The organism is Streptomyces sp. NPDC002911, from assembly GCF_053591835.1.
On record NZ_JBSFUO010000003.1, the window covers coordinates 254250 to 270656 of the forward strand.

Annotated in this window: 13 protein-coding genes; 1 reads left to right on the forward strand and 12 read right to left on the reverse strand. The window is 70.7% G+C overall.

Going from position 1 to position 16407, the window contains the following annotated elements; all coding sequences use genetic code 11:
- Window positions 1-42: 42 nt before the first annotated feature.
- From ACWD04_RS06430 to ACWD04_RS06470, 9 genes are all read right to left on the reverse strand, one after another.
- Complete coding sequence (locus tag ACWD04_RS06430) at window positions 43-213, reverse strand: hypothetical protein (RefSeq protein ID WP_451128729.1); 171 nt, start codon at window positions 211-213, stop codon at window positions 43-45.
- Window positions 210-2060, reverse strand: a complete 1851-nt coding sequence (locus ACWD04_RS06435; protein WP_451128731.1) for an acyl-CoA dehydrogenase family protein — start codon at window positions 2058-2060, stop codon at window positions 210-212. The genes ACWD04_RS06430 and ACWD04_RS06435 overlap by 4 nt, the downstream gene beginning before the upstream one ends.
- 46 nt (window positions 2061-2106) lie before the next feature.
- Complete coding sequence (locus ACWD04_RS06440) at window positions 2107-3057, reverse strand: carbohydrate kinase family protein (RefSeq protein ID WP_451128733.1); 951 nt, start codon at window positions 3055-3057, stop codon at window positions 2107-2109.
- Window positions 3058-3173: 116 nt separating this feature from the next.
- On the reverse strand, window positions 3174-3437 hold the full coding sequence (locus ACWD04_RS06445) for a type B 50S ribosomal protein L31 (RefSeq protein ID WP_451129226.1): 264 nt from the start codon (window positions 3435-3437) through the stop codon (window positions 3174-3176).
- A 453-nt stretch (window positions 3438-3890) separates the two neighbouring features.
- The gene (locus ACWD04_RS06450) at window positions 3891-4772 is read right to left on the reverse strand and encodes an ABC transporter substrate-binding protein (protein ID WP_451128735.1); all 882 of its coding nucleotides are present in this window, start codon (window positions 4770-4772) and stop codon (window positions 3891-3893) included.
- Window positions 4773-4826: 54 nt separating this feature from the next.
- Window positions 4827-5471, reverse strand: coding sequence for a GNAT family N-acetyltransferase (locus ACWD04_RS06455; RefSeq protein WP_451128737.1), 645 nt, complete (start codon window positions 5469-5471; stop codon window positions 4827-4829).
- Window positions 5472-5520: 49 nt separating this feature from the next.
- Window positions 5521-6429: a YihY/virulence factor BrkB family protein gene (locus tag ACWD04_RS06460; RefSeq protein WP_451128739.1), complete on the reverse strand. Its 909-nt coding sequence runs from the start codon at window positions 6427-6429 to the stop codon at window positions 5521-5523.
- 118 nt (window positions 6430-6547) lie between these two features.
- Window positions 6548-6865, reverse strand: a complete 318-nt coding sequence (locus ACWD04_RS06465) for a cupin (protein ID WP_451128741.1) — start codon at window positions 6863-6865, stop codon at window positions 6548-6550.
- Window positions 6866-6983: 118 nt separating this feature from the next.
- The gene (locus ACWD04_RS06470) at window positions 6984-8168 is read right to left on the reverse strand and encodes a S8 family peptidase (protein WP_451128743.1); all 1185 of its coding nucleotides are present in this window, start codon (window positions 8166-8168) and stop codon (window positions 6984-6986) included.
- A gap of 348 nt (window positions 8169-8516) precedes the next feature.
- Here ACWD04_RS06470 and ACWD04_RS06475 point away from each other — a divergent pair, with 348 nt between their 5' ends.
- Window positions 8517-11714: an alpha-L-rhamnosidase gene (locus ACWD04_RS06475; protein ID WP_451128745.1), complete on the forward strand. Its 3198-nt coding sequence runs from the start codon at window positions 8517-8519 to the stop codon at window positions 11712-11714.
- Window positions 11715-11783: 69 nt separating this feature from the next.
- Here the strand turns inward: ACWD04_RS06475 and ACWD04_RS06480 are convergent, their stop codons facing one another.
- The 3 genes from ACWD04_RS06480 to ACWD04_RS06490 all read right to left on the reverse strand — a co-directional run bounded on the left by ACWD04_RS06480 (window position 11784) and on the right by ACWD04_RS06490 (window position 16405).
- The gene (locus tag ACWD04_RS06480; protein WP_451128747.1) at window positions 11784-13880 is read right to left on the reverse strand and encodes a beta-galactosidase; all 2097 of its coding nucleotides are present in this window, start codon (window positions 13878-13880) and stop codon (window positions 11784-11786) included.
- 91 nt (window positions 13881-13971) lie between these two features.
- Window positions 13972-15315 carry an ABC transporter substrate-binding protein gene (locus ACWD04_RS06485; RefSeq protein ID WP_451128749.1) on the reverse strand — a complete coding sequence of 448 codons (1344 nt, stop codon included), beginning with the start codon at window positions 15313-15315 and terminating at the stop codon, window positions 13972-13974.
- Window positions 15316-15475: 160 nt separating this feature from the next.
- On the reverse strand, window positions 15476-16405 hold the full coding sequence (locus ACWD04_RS06490) for a carbohydrate ABC transporter permease (RefSeq protein ID WP_451128751.1): 930 nt from the start codon (window positions 16403-16405) through the stop codon (window positions 15476-15478).
- Window positions 16406-16407 lie beyond the last annotated feature (2 nt).

The following is a 16407-nucleotide window of genomic DNA, read 5'->3' on the forward strand; positions in this document are numbered from 1 at the left end:
CGGTACGGGTCGGGCTCCGCCTCGTACCGGCCGTCGGGCGGTTCAGCGCTTGGGGTGAACCGATTCGCCGCCTTGCGTCTGCGGCTTCCCGCGCCGGCGGGCGAGCACCGACACCGTGCCCCAGTAGGCCAGCAGAACGACGCGCAGGCCGATGATCTCCAAGCGCTCCCCGAGGCGGCCGGACACGGTACGCCCCTTGGCCACGGAGCTCATCGGGCGTCCGCCCTGGTGGTGTTCCAGGGGCCGTGGGGATCGTCGTACGCGTTCGCGTACCCCGGTCCGGCGATCGGCCAGTCGGCGAGCAGTTCCTCGGGCAGGGCGAAGGATTCAGCCAGTTGCGGGGCGTGCGCGGCGACGGCCGCGATCAGCTGTTCGGCGGTCTCGGCCAGGGCCTCGACCTGATCACCGCTCAGGAACCCGGCGGCCAGCAGATCGCCGCTGTTGCGGGCCACCCATTCGACGGCGAACAGCCGCTCCAGCTCTCCCAGCCGGTCCCTGGCGGCGCCCTCGGGCAACGCCGCGCGGGCCTCGGCGTAGGCCGCGGCGGCCTCCCGGCACGCGTAGGCCTCGACCCCGCGCAGGGCGGGGCCCGAGGCGGCGTTCCACCGCTCGAGGAGGTCGGAGTCGGGCGCCCGCTGCGCGCGGGCCCGCGCCCGGGCGAACCAGATGTCCTGGACCGCGGCGAGGAGCCGGCCCAGGAAACGTGGGTCGTCCAGGTCACCGCGGTGCGGGGCTCGGCCCGGGGCGTCGTCCTGGTGGGGCTCGGCGGCGAAGAGCATCTCGGCCGCCGCCTTGGCATACAGGGCGATGTTGTCGCCCTCCGCGGTAATGGCTCCCTCCACTCCCGTGACGAGCTCGGTCATGCCGTTGTTCTCCAGCAGGGCCTGCGCGCCGCAGCGTTCACGGCTCTCGACGATGACGTCACGGGCCCGCCAGGTGATCCATGCCTTGGCTACATCGACGAGTCTGCCCGTGTCCGTCCGGACGTCCTCGTCCGTACAGGCCTCCCAGCGCTCCTGTGCCCTGCGGTAGAGCAGGCTCATGGCGAAGACCGTGGCCATGGCCGAGGCGAGCGGTCCGTGGTGGGACCGATGGGCGTTGACGGGCACCGGCGGCTTACCGCGGGTCCCGGAGATCAGCCGGTGGCCGCCGTAGCGCACGGCGACCGCCAGGGTCGCGCGAGCCGAGCCCGCCGCGCAGGCGCTCATGGAGATCCGGCCGGGGGTCACCCGCCCGATCGAGGTCAGGAAGCGCCGCCGCCTGTCACCCGGTCCCGTGCTGAACTTTCCTGGGGAGTCGCTCTCTTCGCCGGATCCCAGCAGTGCGTCCCGCGCAACGAACAGCCGGTCGAACGAGGTCAGGCAGTGGTCCACCGGGCTGCCCATCCGGGCCGGAAGCCGCCGCACCCGGACGCCCGGCAGCGCCTGTTCGTCGTCGGTGAGCGGCACCAGGAAGAGGCGCACCCCGTGGTCCGAGCCGTCGGCGACCAGGCGTGCGGCCACCAGTCCGGACTTGGCTCCGCCCGCCGGGCTGGTGTTGGGCATGAACTTCTGCGCGCCCGCGTTCGGGGTGTGCAGGACGAATCCGTCCCTCTCCCGGTCGTACGTCGCAGTGGTCTCCATGGCCGCCGCGTTGTTGCCGTGTGCCACCTCGGTGCAGAGGAAAGTGCCGATGCGCCGCATCGTCAGATAGTCCGACAGGTCACGGCGACCGGAGCATTCGTGATCGAGGAGACTGCCGAGGAAGAGGTTGTAGTGGATGCCCGCCACGGTGGTCAGCGCTGGGTCCACCGGGCCCAGCCACGCGTGCAGGGCGGCCAGCGCGCGTGGGTCGGAAGCGAGGCGTGCTCCGCTGTCGAGGGAGAGGTTGAGGATCCGCAACCGGTCGTAGGCGAGTTCCAGTCGCTCTTCGGGCGTACCGCCGACGGGGCGGCGGAACGGTTCTGTGCTGATCAGCCGCTGCCAGAATCCGTGCTCGCGGCGGAAATCCGGGCCGAGGAGGACGCCGGTCAGCAGTTCGGTGGTGGACGGTGGGCCGGTGTCGGTAAGGGTCACGGTCATAACGAAATGAACGACCGGGGTACGGGCGAGGACACCCTGGACACTGTCACCGCTCCGGGACCGGCGCGCTGGTCAGGGCCTCTTTCAGCTCCTCCTCGTCGGGAGGCAGCGCACCGGCCCGTGCGACGGTCACTGCGGCCGAGGCCACCGCGTGGCGCAGCACGTCGCCCAGAACGGCGTCGTCCAGGGAGCGCAACCGTGCGCGGCCCCGCGCTCCGAGCAGTCCGTGCGAGGCCAGGGCGTGCAGTGTGCCCGACATGAAGGCATCGCCTGCCCCCACCGTGTCCGCGACCCGTACGGGCGGCGCGCCGATGCTCACCGTCGCGCCCGGCAGGAATGCCACTGCCCCTCCGGCGCCCCGGGTGACCAGGACGACCGCCGCGCCGGAGCGCAGCCACCGCTCGGCGGCCTCCTCCGGGGCCTCGTCCGGATACAGCCATCGCAGGTCCTCGTCGCTGGCCTTGACGATGTCACTCAGCGCCGCACAACGCTCCGCCCGGTGTACCGCACGGGCATGGTCACCCATCAGCGCGGGCCGCACATTGGGGTCGTAACTGACCGTCGCCGCTGTCCGGAGTGACCGGACGAGGTCCAGGACGGTGTCCGCGCCGGGCTCCAGGGCGGTGGCGACGGACCCGGTGTGGACATGCTGGGGCGGCTCCCCGGGCTGCTCCACCGGGCCCAGCGTCCAGGTGATCTCGAAGGTGTACGCGGCCCGGCCGGCCTCGTCGAGGCACACCGTGGCGGCCGGGGTGGGCGCACCGCTCCCGTCCGTGAGGACCCGAACCCCGGCCGAAGCAAGGTGGTCCTTGATCAGCCGCCCGTGGGAGTCCTGGCCGAGCTGGGTGATCAAGGTGGTGCCCAGCCCCAGCCTGGCCAGACCGTACGCGACGTTCGCGGGGCTACCGCCGGGATGGACCCGGTCCGGCGCGCCCGGCAGCCGGACGACGTCGGCGACGCATTCGCCGATGACCAGCAGGGCGGGGCTGTCGGGCATGAGGAGCGGGTCTCCTGGGGAACGCGGGCGGAGGTGGCCGGCGGAGCACTACTGCCACAAGGCTCACGATTCTGCCCGGTGCGCAGGACCAGCGGGGATCCGGGGGTCAGGAGGGTTCAGGAGGCTTCCTTGCCGCTTTCGTCCCCGTAACGCCGCTCAAATTTCGCGACCTGGCCCTCCGTGTCGACCACCCTCGCCTTGCCGGTGAAGAACGGGTGGCTCTCGGCGGAGATCTCCACATCGATGACCGGATAGCTGTTGCCGTCGTCCCAGTCGATGGTCTGCTCGCTCGACGCGGTGGACCGGGTCAGAAAGGCATACCCGGCGGAGCTGTCACGGAAGACCACGGGGCGGTACGACGGATGCTTGTCCTGTTGCATGCCTGCTCCTGGAGGTACGGGGATCTCGCATCCCGCTTCGGGCCAGCCTCCCGAACGGCGAGGGAGGGCGCGATCCGGGGCGTCCGTACGGAGCAGCGGATCGGCCGCGTGCTGCTCGATCGTCTGCTGCAGATGCTCGACCTGGCGGCGCCTGCCCGGCACATGGCCGGACCACGCGGCCAGGCCGGCGAGCCCGGCCGCGTGGTCCGACGAGGTGACGGAGTGCGCGGCCGGCCAAAGGCGCTCACGTCCGCCGCGGTGCTCCGCCTCCCCGGCGAAGCCGTACGTGGCGAGCACCCGCAGCCGCAGGCGCCGAGGTGGGTGGGCGCCTTCGGTGCCGCCGGGTCGGCGCCGCGTCGAATGCGCGGTGCGTCGCGTCGCTGTCCATGGCGGCAGCCGGAGCGCGACGAAACTCTGCCCGATAGATTGTGCAGGGTGGTTCGGTAGACCTGCTCAGTCACGCGTCACCCCTTCCACCGCGTCCGCGACGAGCCCGAGGAAACGCCCATGAGCCTGCGGGCTGCACAGGGGTTCCGGATTCCACGGCACGATCCGCGCCCCTCGGCCGACCGCCTCCCAGGCGGGGGCGGTGATCCCGTCGAGCGGGACCGCGTTGGACCGGATGTCCGTCAGGACGATGCGGGGTTCCAGCGCCGCCACGTCCGCCCAGTCCAGGGTGGCCCAGTTGACGCCGGCCCCTGCGGGCGGGGACACGAGGTCGACCCCCAGCTCGGCCAGGACGCGCAGCTCGGGCCACATCTGAGGGCGGCCGGCGTACGCCTGCTCCTGGCTCGCGGGCGAGAGGGCCAGCACCCTGGGCCCGCCGGGAGTGGCCCCGGCGGCCGCGCGGAGCCGCTCACGGGCGGTGCGCAGTTCACCCGCGGCGGCCGGGACCGGTGCGCCGCCGAGCGAGCGCGCGAGCTCGGCGAATCGCTCGGCGACCCGGTCGAGGGTGCGTGCCTGGCCCACGTCGATCACGACGACCGGGACACGATCCTCCAGGTGCTCGGCGGTGTCCGGGTCCAGTCCGTAGAGCCGGCCGTGGCCGTAGCTGACCGCGACGACCAGGTCGGGTTTGCCGCGTAGCAGCGTGTCCACGTCCAGGTCGTCACCCGCGCCCCGGTAGTCCACGGCGTCCAGCGGGAGCGTGCCGGTCTTCGCGCGGTCGGGCTCCGCCCCGTCGTGCCCGGAGCCGAATATCCCTTCCGGGCGTATCCCGTAATCCCACAGCGTCGCTCCCGCCTGGACGTACGTGAGCACCCGGGACGGCCTGCGGTCCGCCACCGCCAGCCGGCTCCGGTCGTCCGCGAAACTCCACATGCCCTGCTCCGTCACGCCACTCACCCCTCCGCACCGGCGACCTGGGCCCTCTCCCGGTCCCGCCGCCCACTACCCTGCCCAGCCCATCGGCCCCACACGCTCCGTGGGGCGACCCAGATAGGTGAGGGGCCCGGGGTCGGGGACGTCGACCACCTGGAATCCGAGCCGGTCGTAGAAGGCCCTGGCCGACGTGTTCGCCGTCAGCATGGACAGATGCACGGCACGGACGCCCTTCTGGTGCAGTGCGTCCAGGAAAGCCCCCATCAGCTCCCTGCCGTATCCCTTGCGCTGCCACGACGGCAGCAGGTCGATGTGCAGGTGCGCGGGGTATCCGTCCAGCTCAGGAAGGATCATCCGCTCAGGGCGGTACAGGAGCGCCGTCATCGTCTCGGCGAGCGTCCGGGGTTCATGCTCGGGGCCGGGGAAACGGTCCGTCACTCGGGGGAGCCAGACCTCTCGGAACGCGTCCACGAACCGCCGCGTGTCCGCGGTCCCCAGGACGTAGCCGACCGCACGCCCCGCACCGTCGTCCAGAACGAAGGTGAGCTCCGGTTCGATGTGGGCGTAGGGCTCGGCGAACAGCGCGGGCATCAGTCCGGGATCGGGGTACAGATGCGTACTGTCACCGCCGCCGTCAGCCGTGCGGACGCAGATGTCCGCGAGGGCCTCCTGGTCACTGGATCGGTAGGGGCGTACGTACGCGGTTTGGGTCATCGCCCCATCCTTCACCCCTGGGAGCGCTCCCACAAGGCCCTGAGGCGCTTCAGGGGCCGTCGCCCTCCCGGCAGTCTTCCGCGCGGGCCAGTTCGACGTTGAACTGAGCGCCGGTCACGAGTGCCAGGTTGGTGAACCAGATCCAGATAAGGAAGACGACCAGGCCGGCCAGCGAACCGTACAACCGGCTGTAGCTCCCGATGTGGGTCGCGTACAGCGCGAAGCCGGCCGAGGCGATCAGCCACAGGAACGCGGCGAGGACTCCGCCCGGCAAGGCTTGCCGCACGGTCCGCGCGGAACGTGGACCGGTGCTGAAGAGGACCACGATGAGGCAGGCGACCAGACAGAGCAGCACGGGCCATTTGAGTCCCTCCCACAGCGTCTCGCCGGCCCGCGCCAGGCCCAGTCGGCGGCCGAGCCAGCGGGCCAGAGGTCCGGTGAGCACCAGAGCGAAGGCACTGGCCATCAGCAGGACGAGCAGCCCGATGGCGGAGACCACGATGATGTGGGCCTGGCGCAGGGCGGGCCTGGTGTCCTTCACGTGGTGCATGGCGTGCATCGCCCTGCGGAACACGGCCAGGTAGCTGGAGGCGGACCACACGGCGCTCACGCTGCCGGTGGCGACGAGCAGCCAGACGGCGGTGCGCTCCTGGGTGGCCGCCTCCAGAGGCCGGCGCAGCGCCGCTCCGGACTCGGCCGGTGCGAAGGCCGTGATGTCGGCGATCAGGGCGTTGGTGGCGCCGGGGTTGGCCAGTCCGATGACGGACACGGTGACGAGGAGTGCCGGGAGCAGCGCCAGAATGGCGTAGTAGGTGAGAGCCGCCGCCCAGTCGGAGAGGTCGTCGTTCCACAGCGATACGGGGGTCCTGCGCAGTGCGGTGCGCCAGCGCCTCCGCGCGGTGTGACCTGCGGGCGGCGTGGTTCGTTCCGCGACGGGGTCGTCGGTCCTGCTGGGCACACGGATACTCCGGGGACGTAGGAAGGCGGCCGGACGGGACGTCGCCACCGGGGTGCCCGGCGTCCCGGCTGCCCCCTTTCTCTCATGCCTCGGTCCCGCGGGTGTACTCCAGGTGGGCTCAGTCGTTGACGGCGGTGAGCAGCACCACCGCGTCCTCCAGCGCCAGCAGTCCGTGCCGCTCCTGGGGAATGGGGTGCAACCCGCCCGCCGCGAGCTCCACGTCCCCGGAGCCGGCGGTGAGCCGGACCGCACCGCGCAGCACCTGAAGTGACGCGGCGGGCGGTGCGTTGTGCTCGTCGAGGGCGGATCCCGCGGTGAGCGCGATCACCGTCTGCCGCAGCGGCTCCTGGCGCAGCAGCAGATGTGCGCTGCGCCCGTGCGCATGGGCGCGGGCCGCGGCCAGGTGCTCGTCGGCGAGAGCGTTGAGATCATCCATACGACCACTGTGCCGCAGCCCCCGCTCCCCCGCTATCGCGGGAAGGGGTTCTCCCCCGCCCTTTCGGAAACCGGGAGGAACCCCTGCCGCACCGTCTCGACGAGTCACCGGCCGACGGTCAGAGACCGCCGACGTAGAGAAGCCGGTCGGGGGAGCCGGGGCCCAGACCCGTCAGGACGCCCGGGGTCGCCTCCGCGGCGAGCCAGTCGGAGACCTCCTGCGGCGCCGCTTGGGGATTCCGCTCCTTGTACAGAGCGGCGGCACCGGCCACGTGCGGACTGGCCATGGACGTACCGCTCAGCGTCGTGGAACCGCCGCCGAGGTTCGCGGACACGATGTCCACCCCCGGGGCGTACAGCCACACACAGGTACCCCAGTTGCTGAACGCCGCCTGCCGGTCCTGGTCGTCGTCGGCACCCACGGCGAGCACGCCGAGGGCGCGCGCCGGAGACACCTCACAGGCATCCTGGTTCTCGTTGCCCGCCGCGACCACGGGCAGGGTGCCCTGCGCCGCGAGTGCGTCGAACGCCTCGTCGACGGCCGAGGACGCGGGACCTCCGAGGGAGGCGTTGACCACGGCCGGCTGCTCGGCGTTCTGGGCGATCCAGTCGAGACCGGCGATGACCCCGGCCCAGGTACCCGAGCCTTCACAGTTGAGCACCCGTACCGGCACCAGCGAGGCGGCGGGGGCGACACCGTACGTCGCACCGGCCACGGTCCCGGCCACGTGCGTGCCGTGGCCGTTGCAGTCCTCGCCGTCGCGGCCGTCACCGATCGCGTCGTACCCGGCGCCCACCCGGCCGCCGAGCTCGCTGTGGGCGCGTTCGATGCCGGTGTCGAGGATGTACGCGGTCACACCCTGCCCCGTGCCGTCCACGTCGTACGTGCCGTCCAGCGGCAGATTCCGCTGGTCGACACGGTCCTGCCCCCAGCTCCCTGCCACCGCCCGATTCCCGGCCGCCGTCCTGACGGGCGAAGGCGGGACGGAGGCCTCACTGTTCTCCTCGACGGCCTGCACGCCCGCGGCGCCGCGCACCTGCTCCAGCTGCGCGGGCGTGAGCGAGGCGGCGAAACCGTGCAGGACCTTGCTGTACGTGAAGAGCGTGGCGATTCCGAGCTGCTCGGCCATGGCGACCGGCTTCCGCTCGGGCGCGAGGGTGACGATGTACTGACCGGGCACGGCTCGGACCGACTTCTGCACCGGCACGAGAGTCTCGCCGGTGTCGGCCGTCGCCGTGGCCGTGCCGATCAGGGGGCCGATCAGCAGTAGGGCGGCTGGTGCCCATAGGGCGCGCGGGCGCATGCGTTCTCCCTTGGATGGAGGAGCGGTTCGCGGACCTGCCAGGCCCGCGAAAAGCGAACACCTGACCTTTCGTCCACATCTCCGGCGCGCCTGAGCCGCATCAGCCGGACAGCGCAACGATCGGTACCGGGGCAGGCCCATTCGGCCGATCGCATGAAAGGTTTCAACTGCCTCCGCAATCGACGATAGCCCCGCCCCGGCGAGTGCGTCAATGCCACATCGAGCAGGCCTATGACCATCGAGCCAGAAAGCGCGTCATCTCGAAAGAAGTATTGACAGGGACCGGTCACAACTCTAGCTTCACACCAACTGAAACGATTCACCCCTGCATCGTTACGGAGCCGCGTTGTGATCAGCAGAAGACGACTGCTCAGCACCACCGCCGCCACCGCCGCGCTCGCCGCGGCGTCCGCACCCGCCGCCGGTGCGTCCGGTTCGGGGCGGGCGGCCGCCGGCCGGGCCCGCGTCACCGAGCCGACCGTCGAGTACGTACGCCATCCGCTGGGCCTGGACACCCCACGTCCACGACTGAGCTGGCCCGTCGCATCGGACAGTCCGGGTCTGAGCCAGACCGCCTACCAGGTGCGCGTGGCCACCACCGCCGACCGCCTCGGGAAACCCGACGTCTGGGACAGCGGCAGGGTCGAGTCCGCGCAGTCCGTACTCGTGCCGTACGCGGGCCCCGAACCGGAGTCCCGCACGCGCTACTTCTGGTCCGTACGGGTCTGGGACGCGGACGGCCGGGCGTCCTCGTGGAGCGCGCCGTCCTGGTGGGAAACCGGACTCCTGGAGGCCTCGGACTGGTCGGCCGACTGGATCGCGGCGCCGGCTGCGCTGACCGGCACACCCGCCCTCGACGACGTCTCGTGGATCTGGTTCCCCGAAGGGGACCCCACCGTCGAGGCACCGGCGGCCACACGGTGGTTCCGCGGCCGGGTGGAGGTCCCGGAGGGGGTCACCCGCGCCCGTCTGGTCATGAGCGCCGACGACGGGTTCACCGCCCGCGTCAACGGCGCGGAAGTGGCACACACGGAAGCGGACGGCCCCGCCGAGAACTGGAAACGCCCCGTCCTCGTGGATGTGACGGACCGCCTCTCCCCCGGCATCCAGGTGATCGCCGTGTCGGCGACCAACGCGGTCGCCGGTCCTGCCGGGCTTCTCGGGGTACTGGAGCTGACCACCGCGGAGGGGACGACCACGGTCGTCACCGACGCCGGCTGGCGGGCCACCGACAAGGAGCCGCCCGGGGACTGGCACTCCGTCACCTACGACGACACCGCCTGGCCGGCCGCCAAGGTACTCGCACGCTGGGGCTCCGGCCCCTGGGGGAAGGTGCGGGTGGCGTACTCCCCCGCGACCCAGCTGCGCCGGGAGTTCCGGCTGGACCGCAAACGCGTCGCGCGGGCCAGGCTGTACTCGACCGCCCTCGGCCTGTACGAGGTGTCTCTCAACGGCGAGCGTGTCGGCGAGGACCGGCTCGCTCCGGGCTGGACGGACTACAACCAGCGGGTCCAGTACCAGACCTACGACGTGACCGGCCTGCTGGCGCCAGGCGGAAACGCTCTCGGAATCACCCTGGCGACAGGGTGGTACGCAGGGAACATCGCCTGGTTCGGACCGCATCAGTACGGCGAACAGCCCGCCGCTCTCGCCCAGTTGGAGGTGATCTACACCGACGGCTCGACCGACCGCGTGGTGTCGGGGGCCGACTGGCTCACCGCGACCGGGCCGGTCACCGGGGCAGACCTCGTGGCGGGCGAGGACTACGACGCCCGGCGGGAGACGGACGGATGGACCCGCGCCGGTTTCGACTCGACCGGCTGGCTCGCGGCCGACCGCGTCGACGGGGTCACGGCGGCGCTCGTGGCAGAAGTGGACGGGGCCTGCCGTGTCGAGCGGGAGCTGACCGTCCGTGAGGTGACCGAGCCCAAGCCCGGTGTGTTCGTGTTCGACCTCGGCCAGAACATGGTGGGCGCCGCACGCCTCACGGTGTCCGGACCGGCCGGGACGACGGTGCGTCTGCGGCATGCCGAGGTGCTGAACCCGGACGGCACGGTCTACACCGCCAACCTGCGCACCGCCCGCGCCACGGACACGTACACACTCAGGGGAGGTGGCCGGGAGACCTACGAGCCCCGCTTCACGTTCCACGGTTTCCGCTACGTCGAGGTGACGGGATACCCCGGTACGCCGGGACGCGACGCGATCGTGGGCCGTGTCATCCACACCTCGGCGCCGTTCACCATGGACTTCGCCACCGATGTCCCCATGCTCAACCAGCTCCACAGCAACATCACCTGGGGACAGCGCGGGAATTTCCTGTCCATCCCGACGGACACCCCGGCACGCGACGAGCGTCTCGGCTGGACCGGTGACATCAATGTCTTCGCGCCCACCGCCGCGTACACGATGGAGTCCGCGCGCTTCCTCACCAAGTGGCTGCAGGACCTGCGCGACGCGCAGACCTCGGAGGGCGCCTTCACCCATGTCGCCCCGGATCTGCCGAACGTAGGCAACGGCGCGGCGGGCTGGGGTGACGCCGGGGTGACCGTGCCATGGGCCCTGTACCAGGCATACGGCGATGTGCGGGTGCTGGAACAGTCCTGGTCCTCGATGCTCCGCTGGCTGACGTATCTGGAGGCACACAGCACCGGGCTACTGCGGCCCGCCGACGGGTTCGGCGACTGGCTCAACATCGAGGAGGAGACGCCCAAGGACGTGATCGCCACGGCCTACTTCGCGCACAGCGCCGATCTCGTGGCCCGCGCCGCCCAGGTTCTGGGCAAGGATCCGGCGCCGTACCTGACGCTTTTCGGCCGGGTGCGCGACGCCTTCCGCGCCGCGTACGTCTCGGCCGGCGGACGGGTGAAGGGCGATACGCAGACGGCTTACGTGCTGGCCCTGTCCATGGATCTGCTGGCGGAGGACGACCGCGGGCCGGCTGCTGACCGGCTGGTGACGCTCATCGAGGCGAAGGGCTGGCATCTGTCGACGGGGTTCCTCGGCACCCCGCGCCTGCTGCCCGTGCTCACGGACACCGGTCACACGGATGTCGCCTACCGGCTGCTCATGCAGAGGACCTTCCCGAGCTGGGGCTACCAGATCGACCGGGGCGCCACCACGATGTGGGAGCGCTGGGACTCGATCCGGCCGGACGGCAGCTTCCAGGACGCCGGAATGAACTCCTTCAACCACTACGCGTACGGCTCGGTCGGCGAGTGGATGTACGCGAACATCGCGGGCATCGCGCCCGGCGCCCCCGGCTTCCGGAAGATCCTCGTGCGGCCGCGGCCGGGCGGCGGGGTGACGCAGGCCGAGGGACGGTTCGACTCACGGTACGGGCCGGTCGCCACACGCTGGAAGAAGGACGCGGACGGTTTCGCACTCCGCGTCGTACTGCCGCCGAACACGACCGCCGAGGTGTGGGTGCCGGGCGGCGACAAGCGGAGCGCCGGCCGGGGACCGGCGGCTTTCCTGCGGCAGGACGACGAGTGTGCGGTCTTCGCCGTGGGGTCGGGAACTCATCGGTTCACGGCCTCCGTCTGACCGGAGCGCCAGCGGGCCCCGGGGGACGAACCGGCCCCCCGGGGCCCGCTGAAAGCGGAGTGGTACCCGCTACCCGACGGCGTGTCCCGGCAGGGCTTCCCCAAGGAAGGGCGTGGCCCCCGTCGCCAGGCGGAGCACCGCGACCCCCCGCGAGGGCAGGACCAGGCCGCCCTCGGCGGCCGGTGAGGGCCCGGAGAGGATCTCTCCGGCCACCGTGCCGAACGCCACGGGCTCGTCCGTACGGTTGACGAGGAACCAGTAGGACTGGGAGCCGTCGGTCCGTACGCTCAGCTCCACCCGCCCCCGCACATCGGCGGGCAGCTCGCTGAGCACACCGGCGCCGGACAGCAGGGACCGCAGCACGTCGGGCAGCCCATGGGTGCCCAGCCGGGTGGAGACGTAGGCGGCGGAGCCGCCGTCCTCAAGGGCACGCCGTGTGATGGCGGGGCGCCCTGCCTGGTCACCGGTCTCGTAGCGCGCCAGCACCGTGACCTCGGAATCGGTCAGGTCGATGCGGTCGGTCCACAGAGTGCCGGTCAGACCGTTGTCGAGCCGTACGTTCACGCCCTCCCGAAGGGGGCCGAACTCCTCGATGCGGATGCCCAGCAGATCACGCAGCGCTCCGGGGTATCCGCCGAGGTGGACGTGGTCGTTCTCGTCGACGACACCCGAGTAGTAGGTGGTGGCGAGGTGGCCGCCGCCGCGCACATAGGCGTCCAGCCGGCCGGCGAGGGCCTGGGGGACGACGTGCAGGACCGGCGCCGCGACGAAGTCGTACCCGGTGAGGTCGGTGGCGGTCGTGACGACGTCCACCCGGACACCCAGGGCCAGGAAGGCCGAGTACCAGTCGAGCGCCTCCTGCCGGTAGCGCAGCAGGGAGGACGGCTGGGAGTCGCGTTCGACGGCCCACCAGGACTCCCAGTCGTAGACCAGTGCCGCGCGAGCCGGCTCCCGTACGGAACCGGTGACCGGGGTGAGTGTCTCCAGCGTCCGGCCGAGGGCGGTCACCGCACGGAACACCTCGCTGTCCGGGCCGGCATGGGGAACCATCGCGGAGTGGTGCTTCTCGGCACCGGCGGCGGACTGGCGCCACTGGAAGAAGCAGACCGCGTCGGCTCCGTGGGCGACGTGCACCAGGGAGTCGCGGGCGAGCTCGCCCTGGCTCTTGGCGACGTTGACGGGCTGCCAGTTGACCGCACTGGTCGAGTGCTCCATCAGGAACCAGGGCCTGCCCTGCGCGATGGAGTGCGTGAGGGCCGCGGAGAACGAGAGCTCGTCCAGGCGCTGCGGACCGGGGTGGGCGTAGTGATCGTTGGAGACGAAGTCGATCTCCTGCGCCCACTCGGGGTAGTTCATACCCTTGGTGTCCCCCATCACCATGAAGTTGGTGGTGGCGGGGATCTGGGGGGTGATGCGGCGCAGGACGTCGCGCTCCGCCCGGAGATAATCCTTCAGCGCGTCGGAGGAGAACCGCTTGAAGTCGAGCTGCTGCGTGGGGTTGGCATGGCTCGCGGCCAGTCGCGGCGGCTGGATCTGTGCCCATTCCCCGTAGTACTGCGACCAGAAGGAGGTCGCCCAGGCCCGGTTGAGCTCGTCCAGCGTGACGTAGCGTGCGCGCAGCCAGTCGCGGAAGGCCTGGGCGGCGTCGTCGGAGTAGTCGTAGATGTTGTGACAGCCGAGCTCGTTGGAGATGTGCCAGGCGACCACGGCGGGATGGTCCGCGTATCGGGTGGCCATGGCCTCCACCAGCCGCAGGGCGTACCTGCGGAAGACGGGTGAGGTGGGCCGCCAGTGCTGTCGCGCGCCTTGGGAGAGGGTCTCACCGGTGCGGGTGACCGGCAGGATCTCCGGGTGCAGGGTGGTGAGCCAGGGCGGCGGCGAGGCGGTGGCGGTGGCGAGGTCCACCGCGATCCCGTTGTCGTGGAGCAGGTCGAGCACCTCGTCCAGCCAGGTGAAGTCCCACCGGTCCTCGGCCGGTTGCAGGCGAGCCCAGGAGAAGATGGCGACGGAGACGATGGTGACCCCGGCCTCGCGCATCAGCCGGACGTCTTCCTTCCACACCTCGCGCGGCCACTGCTCCGGGTTGTAGTCGGCCCCGTAGGCGAAGCGTGCGGGACGGTCGTCGGAGGGGAGGCGCAGCCAGTGGCGCTCGGATGCGGGGGTCATGATGATCCTTTCGGATACGTACGAGGTGCGAGTACGGCACAGGGCGGCCGCCCGTCGGACGGCCGCCCTGTGCCGGTTCAGCTGCAGGACGTCACTTGTTGACGCTGAAGCCCTGGTCGTTGCCGTAGGCGACGGAGGCCTTCTGCCATTCCTTCAGCCCGTCGGCGAGCGTGGTGTCGGAGACGTATGCCTTGCCGACGGAGTCGTTGAAGATCGAGTTCGCGTACACCTGGAAGGGCAGGTAGGACCAGCCCTCGGGTACCTGGCTGGCGGACCGGGCGAAGATCTCGTTCGCCTTCTGGCCGCCGAAGTACGGGAAGGTGGTGTCGAGGAACGACGGCGAGGACAGGTCTGCCGTGGTGGCGGGGAAGGCGCCGGCCTTGATGCGGGCCTGGACGCCGTCCGAGTGGTTGGCGTACTCGTTGAACGCGTACGCCAGCTCCTTGTTCTTGCCCGCCTTCATCACCGCGAGGGAGCTGCCGCCGTTCTCGGAGCTGACCTCGCCGCCCTTCTCCCACTGCGGGAGCGCGGCCGCGCGCCAGTCACCCGAGGCCGACTCGACACCCGAGACGAAGTTGGCGGGCATCCAGGCACCGGTGGCGAGGGTGGCGATGGTGCCGTCCGCCAGGCCCTTGTACCACTCGTCGCTCCAGGAGGTGACGGGCGCCAGGAGCTTCTCGTCGATGAGCTTCTGCCAGACCTCGGTGAAGGCGACGACGCCCTTGTCAGCGGCGAGGTCGACCGTCACATCGGTGCCGCGGGTCTTGAAGGGGGTCCCGCCGGCCTGCCAGATCATGCTGGTCGCGAACCCGGCGTCACCGGTGTCGTTCGTTATGTAGGCCTTGGGATCGGCGGCGTTCAGGGCGCGCGCCGCCTCCAGGTACTCGTCCCAGGTGGTGGGCGTGGCGATCTGGTGCTTGTCCAGCACCTTCTTGTTGTAGAAGAGCGCCATCGGGCCGGAGTCCATCGGGAGGGCGTACACGGCCTCGTCGACGGCGACCGAGTTCCACGGTCCCGGCGAGTAGTCGTCCTCGAAGTCCCCGGCACCGTAACGGCTCAGGTCCTCGAGGGACTCTCCGAGGGCGAACTGGCCGAGGGCGTAGTACTCGACCTGCGCGACGTCAGGCACCCCGGATCCGGCCTGTACCGCATTCTGCAGGGCAGTGTACTGGTCGTTGCCGGTACCGGCGTTGACCAGCTTCACCTTGACCTTGGGGTACTTCTTCTGGAAGTCGCTGACGACCTGCTTCAGCGTCGGTTCCCACGCCCACACCGTGATGGAGCCGCCCTCCTTGAGAGCTGCGCGGAGGTCACCCCCCGTGACGGCCTTGTCCGACGAACCGGCATCGTCGGAGGACCCGCACGCGGTGAGGCTCAGCGCGGCCGCGCACAGCAGGCCGACGCCACGCATCGCGCGTCTGGTCATGGTTCTCATAATTGCTTCACTCCGTTGTGGTGAGGGTGGTGCACAGACCGTCGAACGTCCGCACGGGGGTGCGAGGCTGGACAGGGGTGGGACACCGCGCCGGCCGAGGGCCGGGGGAAACCGGTCTCGGAGCGCGGAGATTCGGTGGCCGACCGGGCCGGAGAGCGGATCACCCCTTGACGCTGCCTGCCGCCAGTCCGGACTGCCAATAGCGCTGAAGCAGCAGGAAGGCGATGATCAGCGGCACGATGGTCAGCAGTGAGCCCGTGATGACCAGGTTGAAGACCGGCTGGCCGCCGGCGGTGGACGCCTGCTCGTTCCAGGCGTTCAGCCCGAGTGTCAGCGGATACCAGTCCGGATTCTTGATCATGATGAGGGGCAGGAAGTAGTTGTTCCAGGTCTGCACCATGGTGAACAACAGCACCGTCACGATGCCCGGGGTGAGCAGCGGGAGGGCGATGCGGAAGAACGTCCGCAGCTCGCCGGAACCGTCCATCCTGGCTGCTTCCAGCAGCTCGGTGGGGACCGCCTCGGCGGCGAACACCCACATGAGGTAGAGCCCGAACGGTGAGATCAGGGACGGGATGATGACGGCCCACGGCGTGTTGGTGAGCCCCATCTTGCTGAACATGAGGAAGGTGGGGACCGCCAGGGCGGTGGCCGGCACCGCCACCGCGCCGATGACGGTGGCGAAGACGGCACGCTTGCCCGCGAAATCGAACTTGGCCAGGCCGTAGCCGCCCATGACCGCGAGGAAGGTGGCCCCGCCCGCTCCCACGACCACGTACAGCAGGGTGTTGAGGAACCAGCGGACGAAGATGCCGTCGTTGTAGGTGAGTGTCTGAGAGATGTTGTCCCAGAGGGCGAAGTCGCCGCTGAACCAGAGGCCGAAAGAACCGAGCAGGCCCCTCTGCGTCTTGGTGGCGTTGATGACGAGCCACGCCAGCGGCATGAGCGCGTAGAGCGCGGTCACGCCCATGAGCAGCGTGAGCAGCACGCTGCGGCGCGGCCGGACCGCCGAATGGCGTCGGCGGAGTGCCGGGGCACGGTGGGTGGTTCGCCGGGGCGTCTGCTCGGCGGTGAAGGAAGGGGCGCTCATGG

Bases quoted from the DNA above. Each gene is read 5' to 3' on its own strand.
- ACWD04_RS06430 (WP_451128729.1), bottom strand. From the start codon at position 213: ATGAGCTCCGTGGCCAAGGGGCGTACCGTGTCCGGCCGCCTCGGGGAG.
- ACWD04_RS06435 (WP_451128731.1), bottom strand. From the start codon at position 2,060: ATGACCGTGACCCTTACCGACACCGGCCCACCGTCCACCACCGAACTG.
- ACWD04_RS06440 (WP_451128733.1), bottom strand. From the start codon at position 3,057: ATGCCCGACAGCCCCGCCCTGCTGGTCATCGGCGAATGCGTCGCCGAC.
- ACWD04_RS06445 (WP_451129226.1), bottom strand. From the start codon at position 3,437: ATGCAACAGGACAAGCATCCGTCGTACCGCCCCGTGGTCTTCCGTGAC.
- ACWD04_RS06455 (WP_451128737.1), bottom strand. From the start codon at position 5,471: ATGACCCAAACCGCGTACGTACGCCCCTACCGATCCAGTGACCAGGAG.
- ACWD04_RS06465 (WP_451128741.1), bottom strand. From the start codon at position 6,865: ATGGATGATCTCAACGCTCTCGCCGACGAGCACCTGGCCGCGGCCCGC.
- ACWD04_RS06470 (WP_451128743.1), bottom strand. From the start codon at position 8,168: ATGCGCCCGCGCGCCCTATGGGCACCAGCCGCCCTACTGCTGATCGGC.
- ACWD04_RS06480 (WP_451128747.1), bottom strand. From the start codon at position 13,880: ATGACCCCCGCATCCGAGCGCCACTGGCTGCGCCTCCCCTCCGACGAC.
- ACWD04_RS06485 (WP_451128749.1), bottom strand. From the start codon at position 15,315: ATGAGAACCATGACCAGACGCGCGATGCGTGGCGTCGGCCTGCTGTGC.
- ACWD04_RS06490 (WP_451128751.1), bottom strand. From the start codon at position 16,405: ATGAGCGCCCCTTCCTTCACCGCCGAGCAGACGCCCCGGCGAACCACC.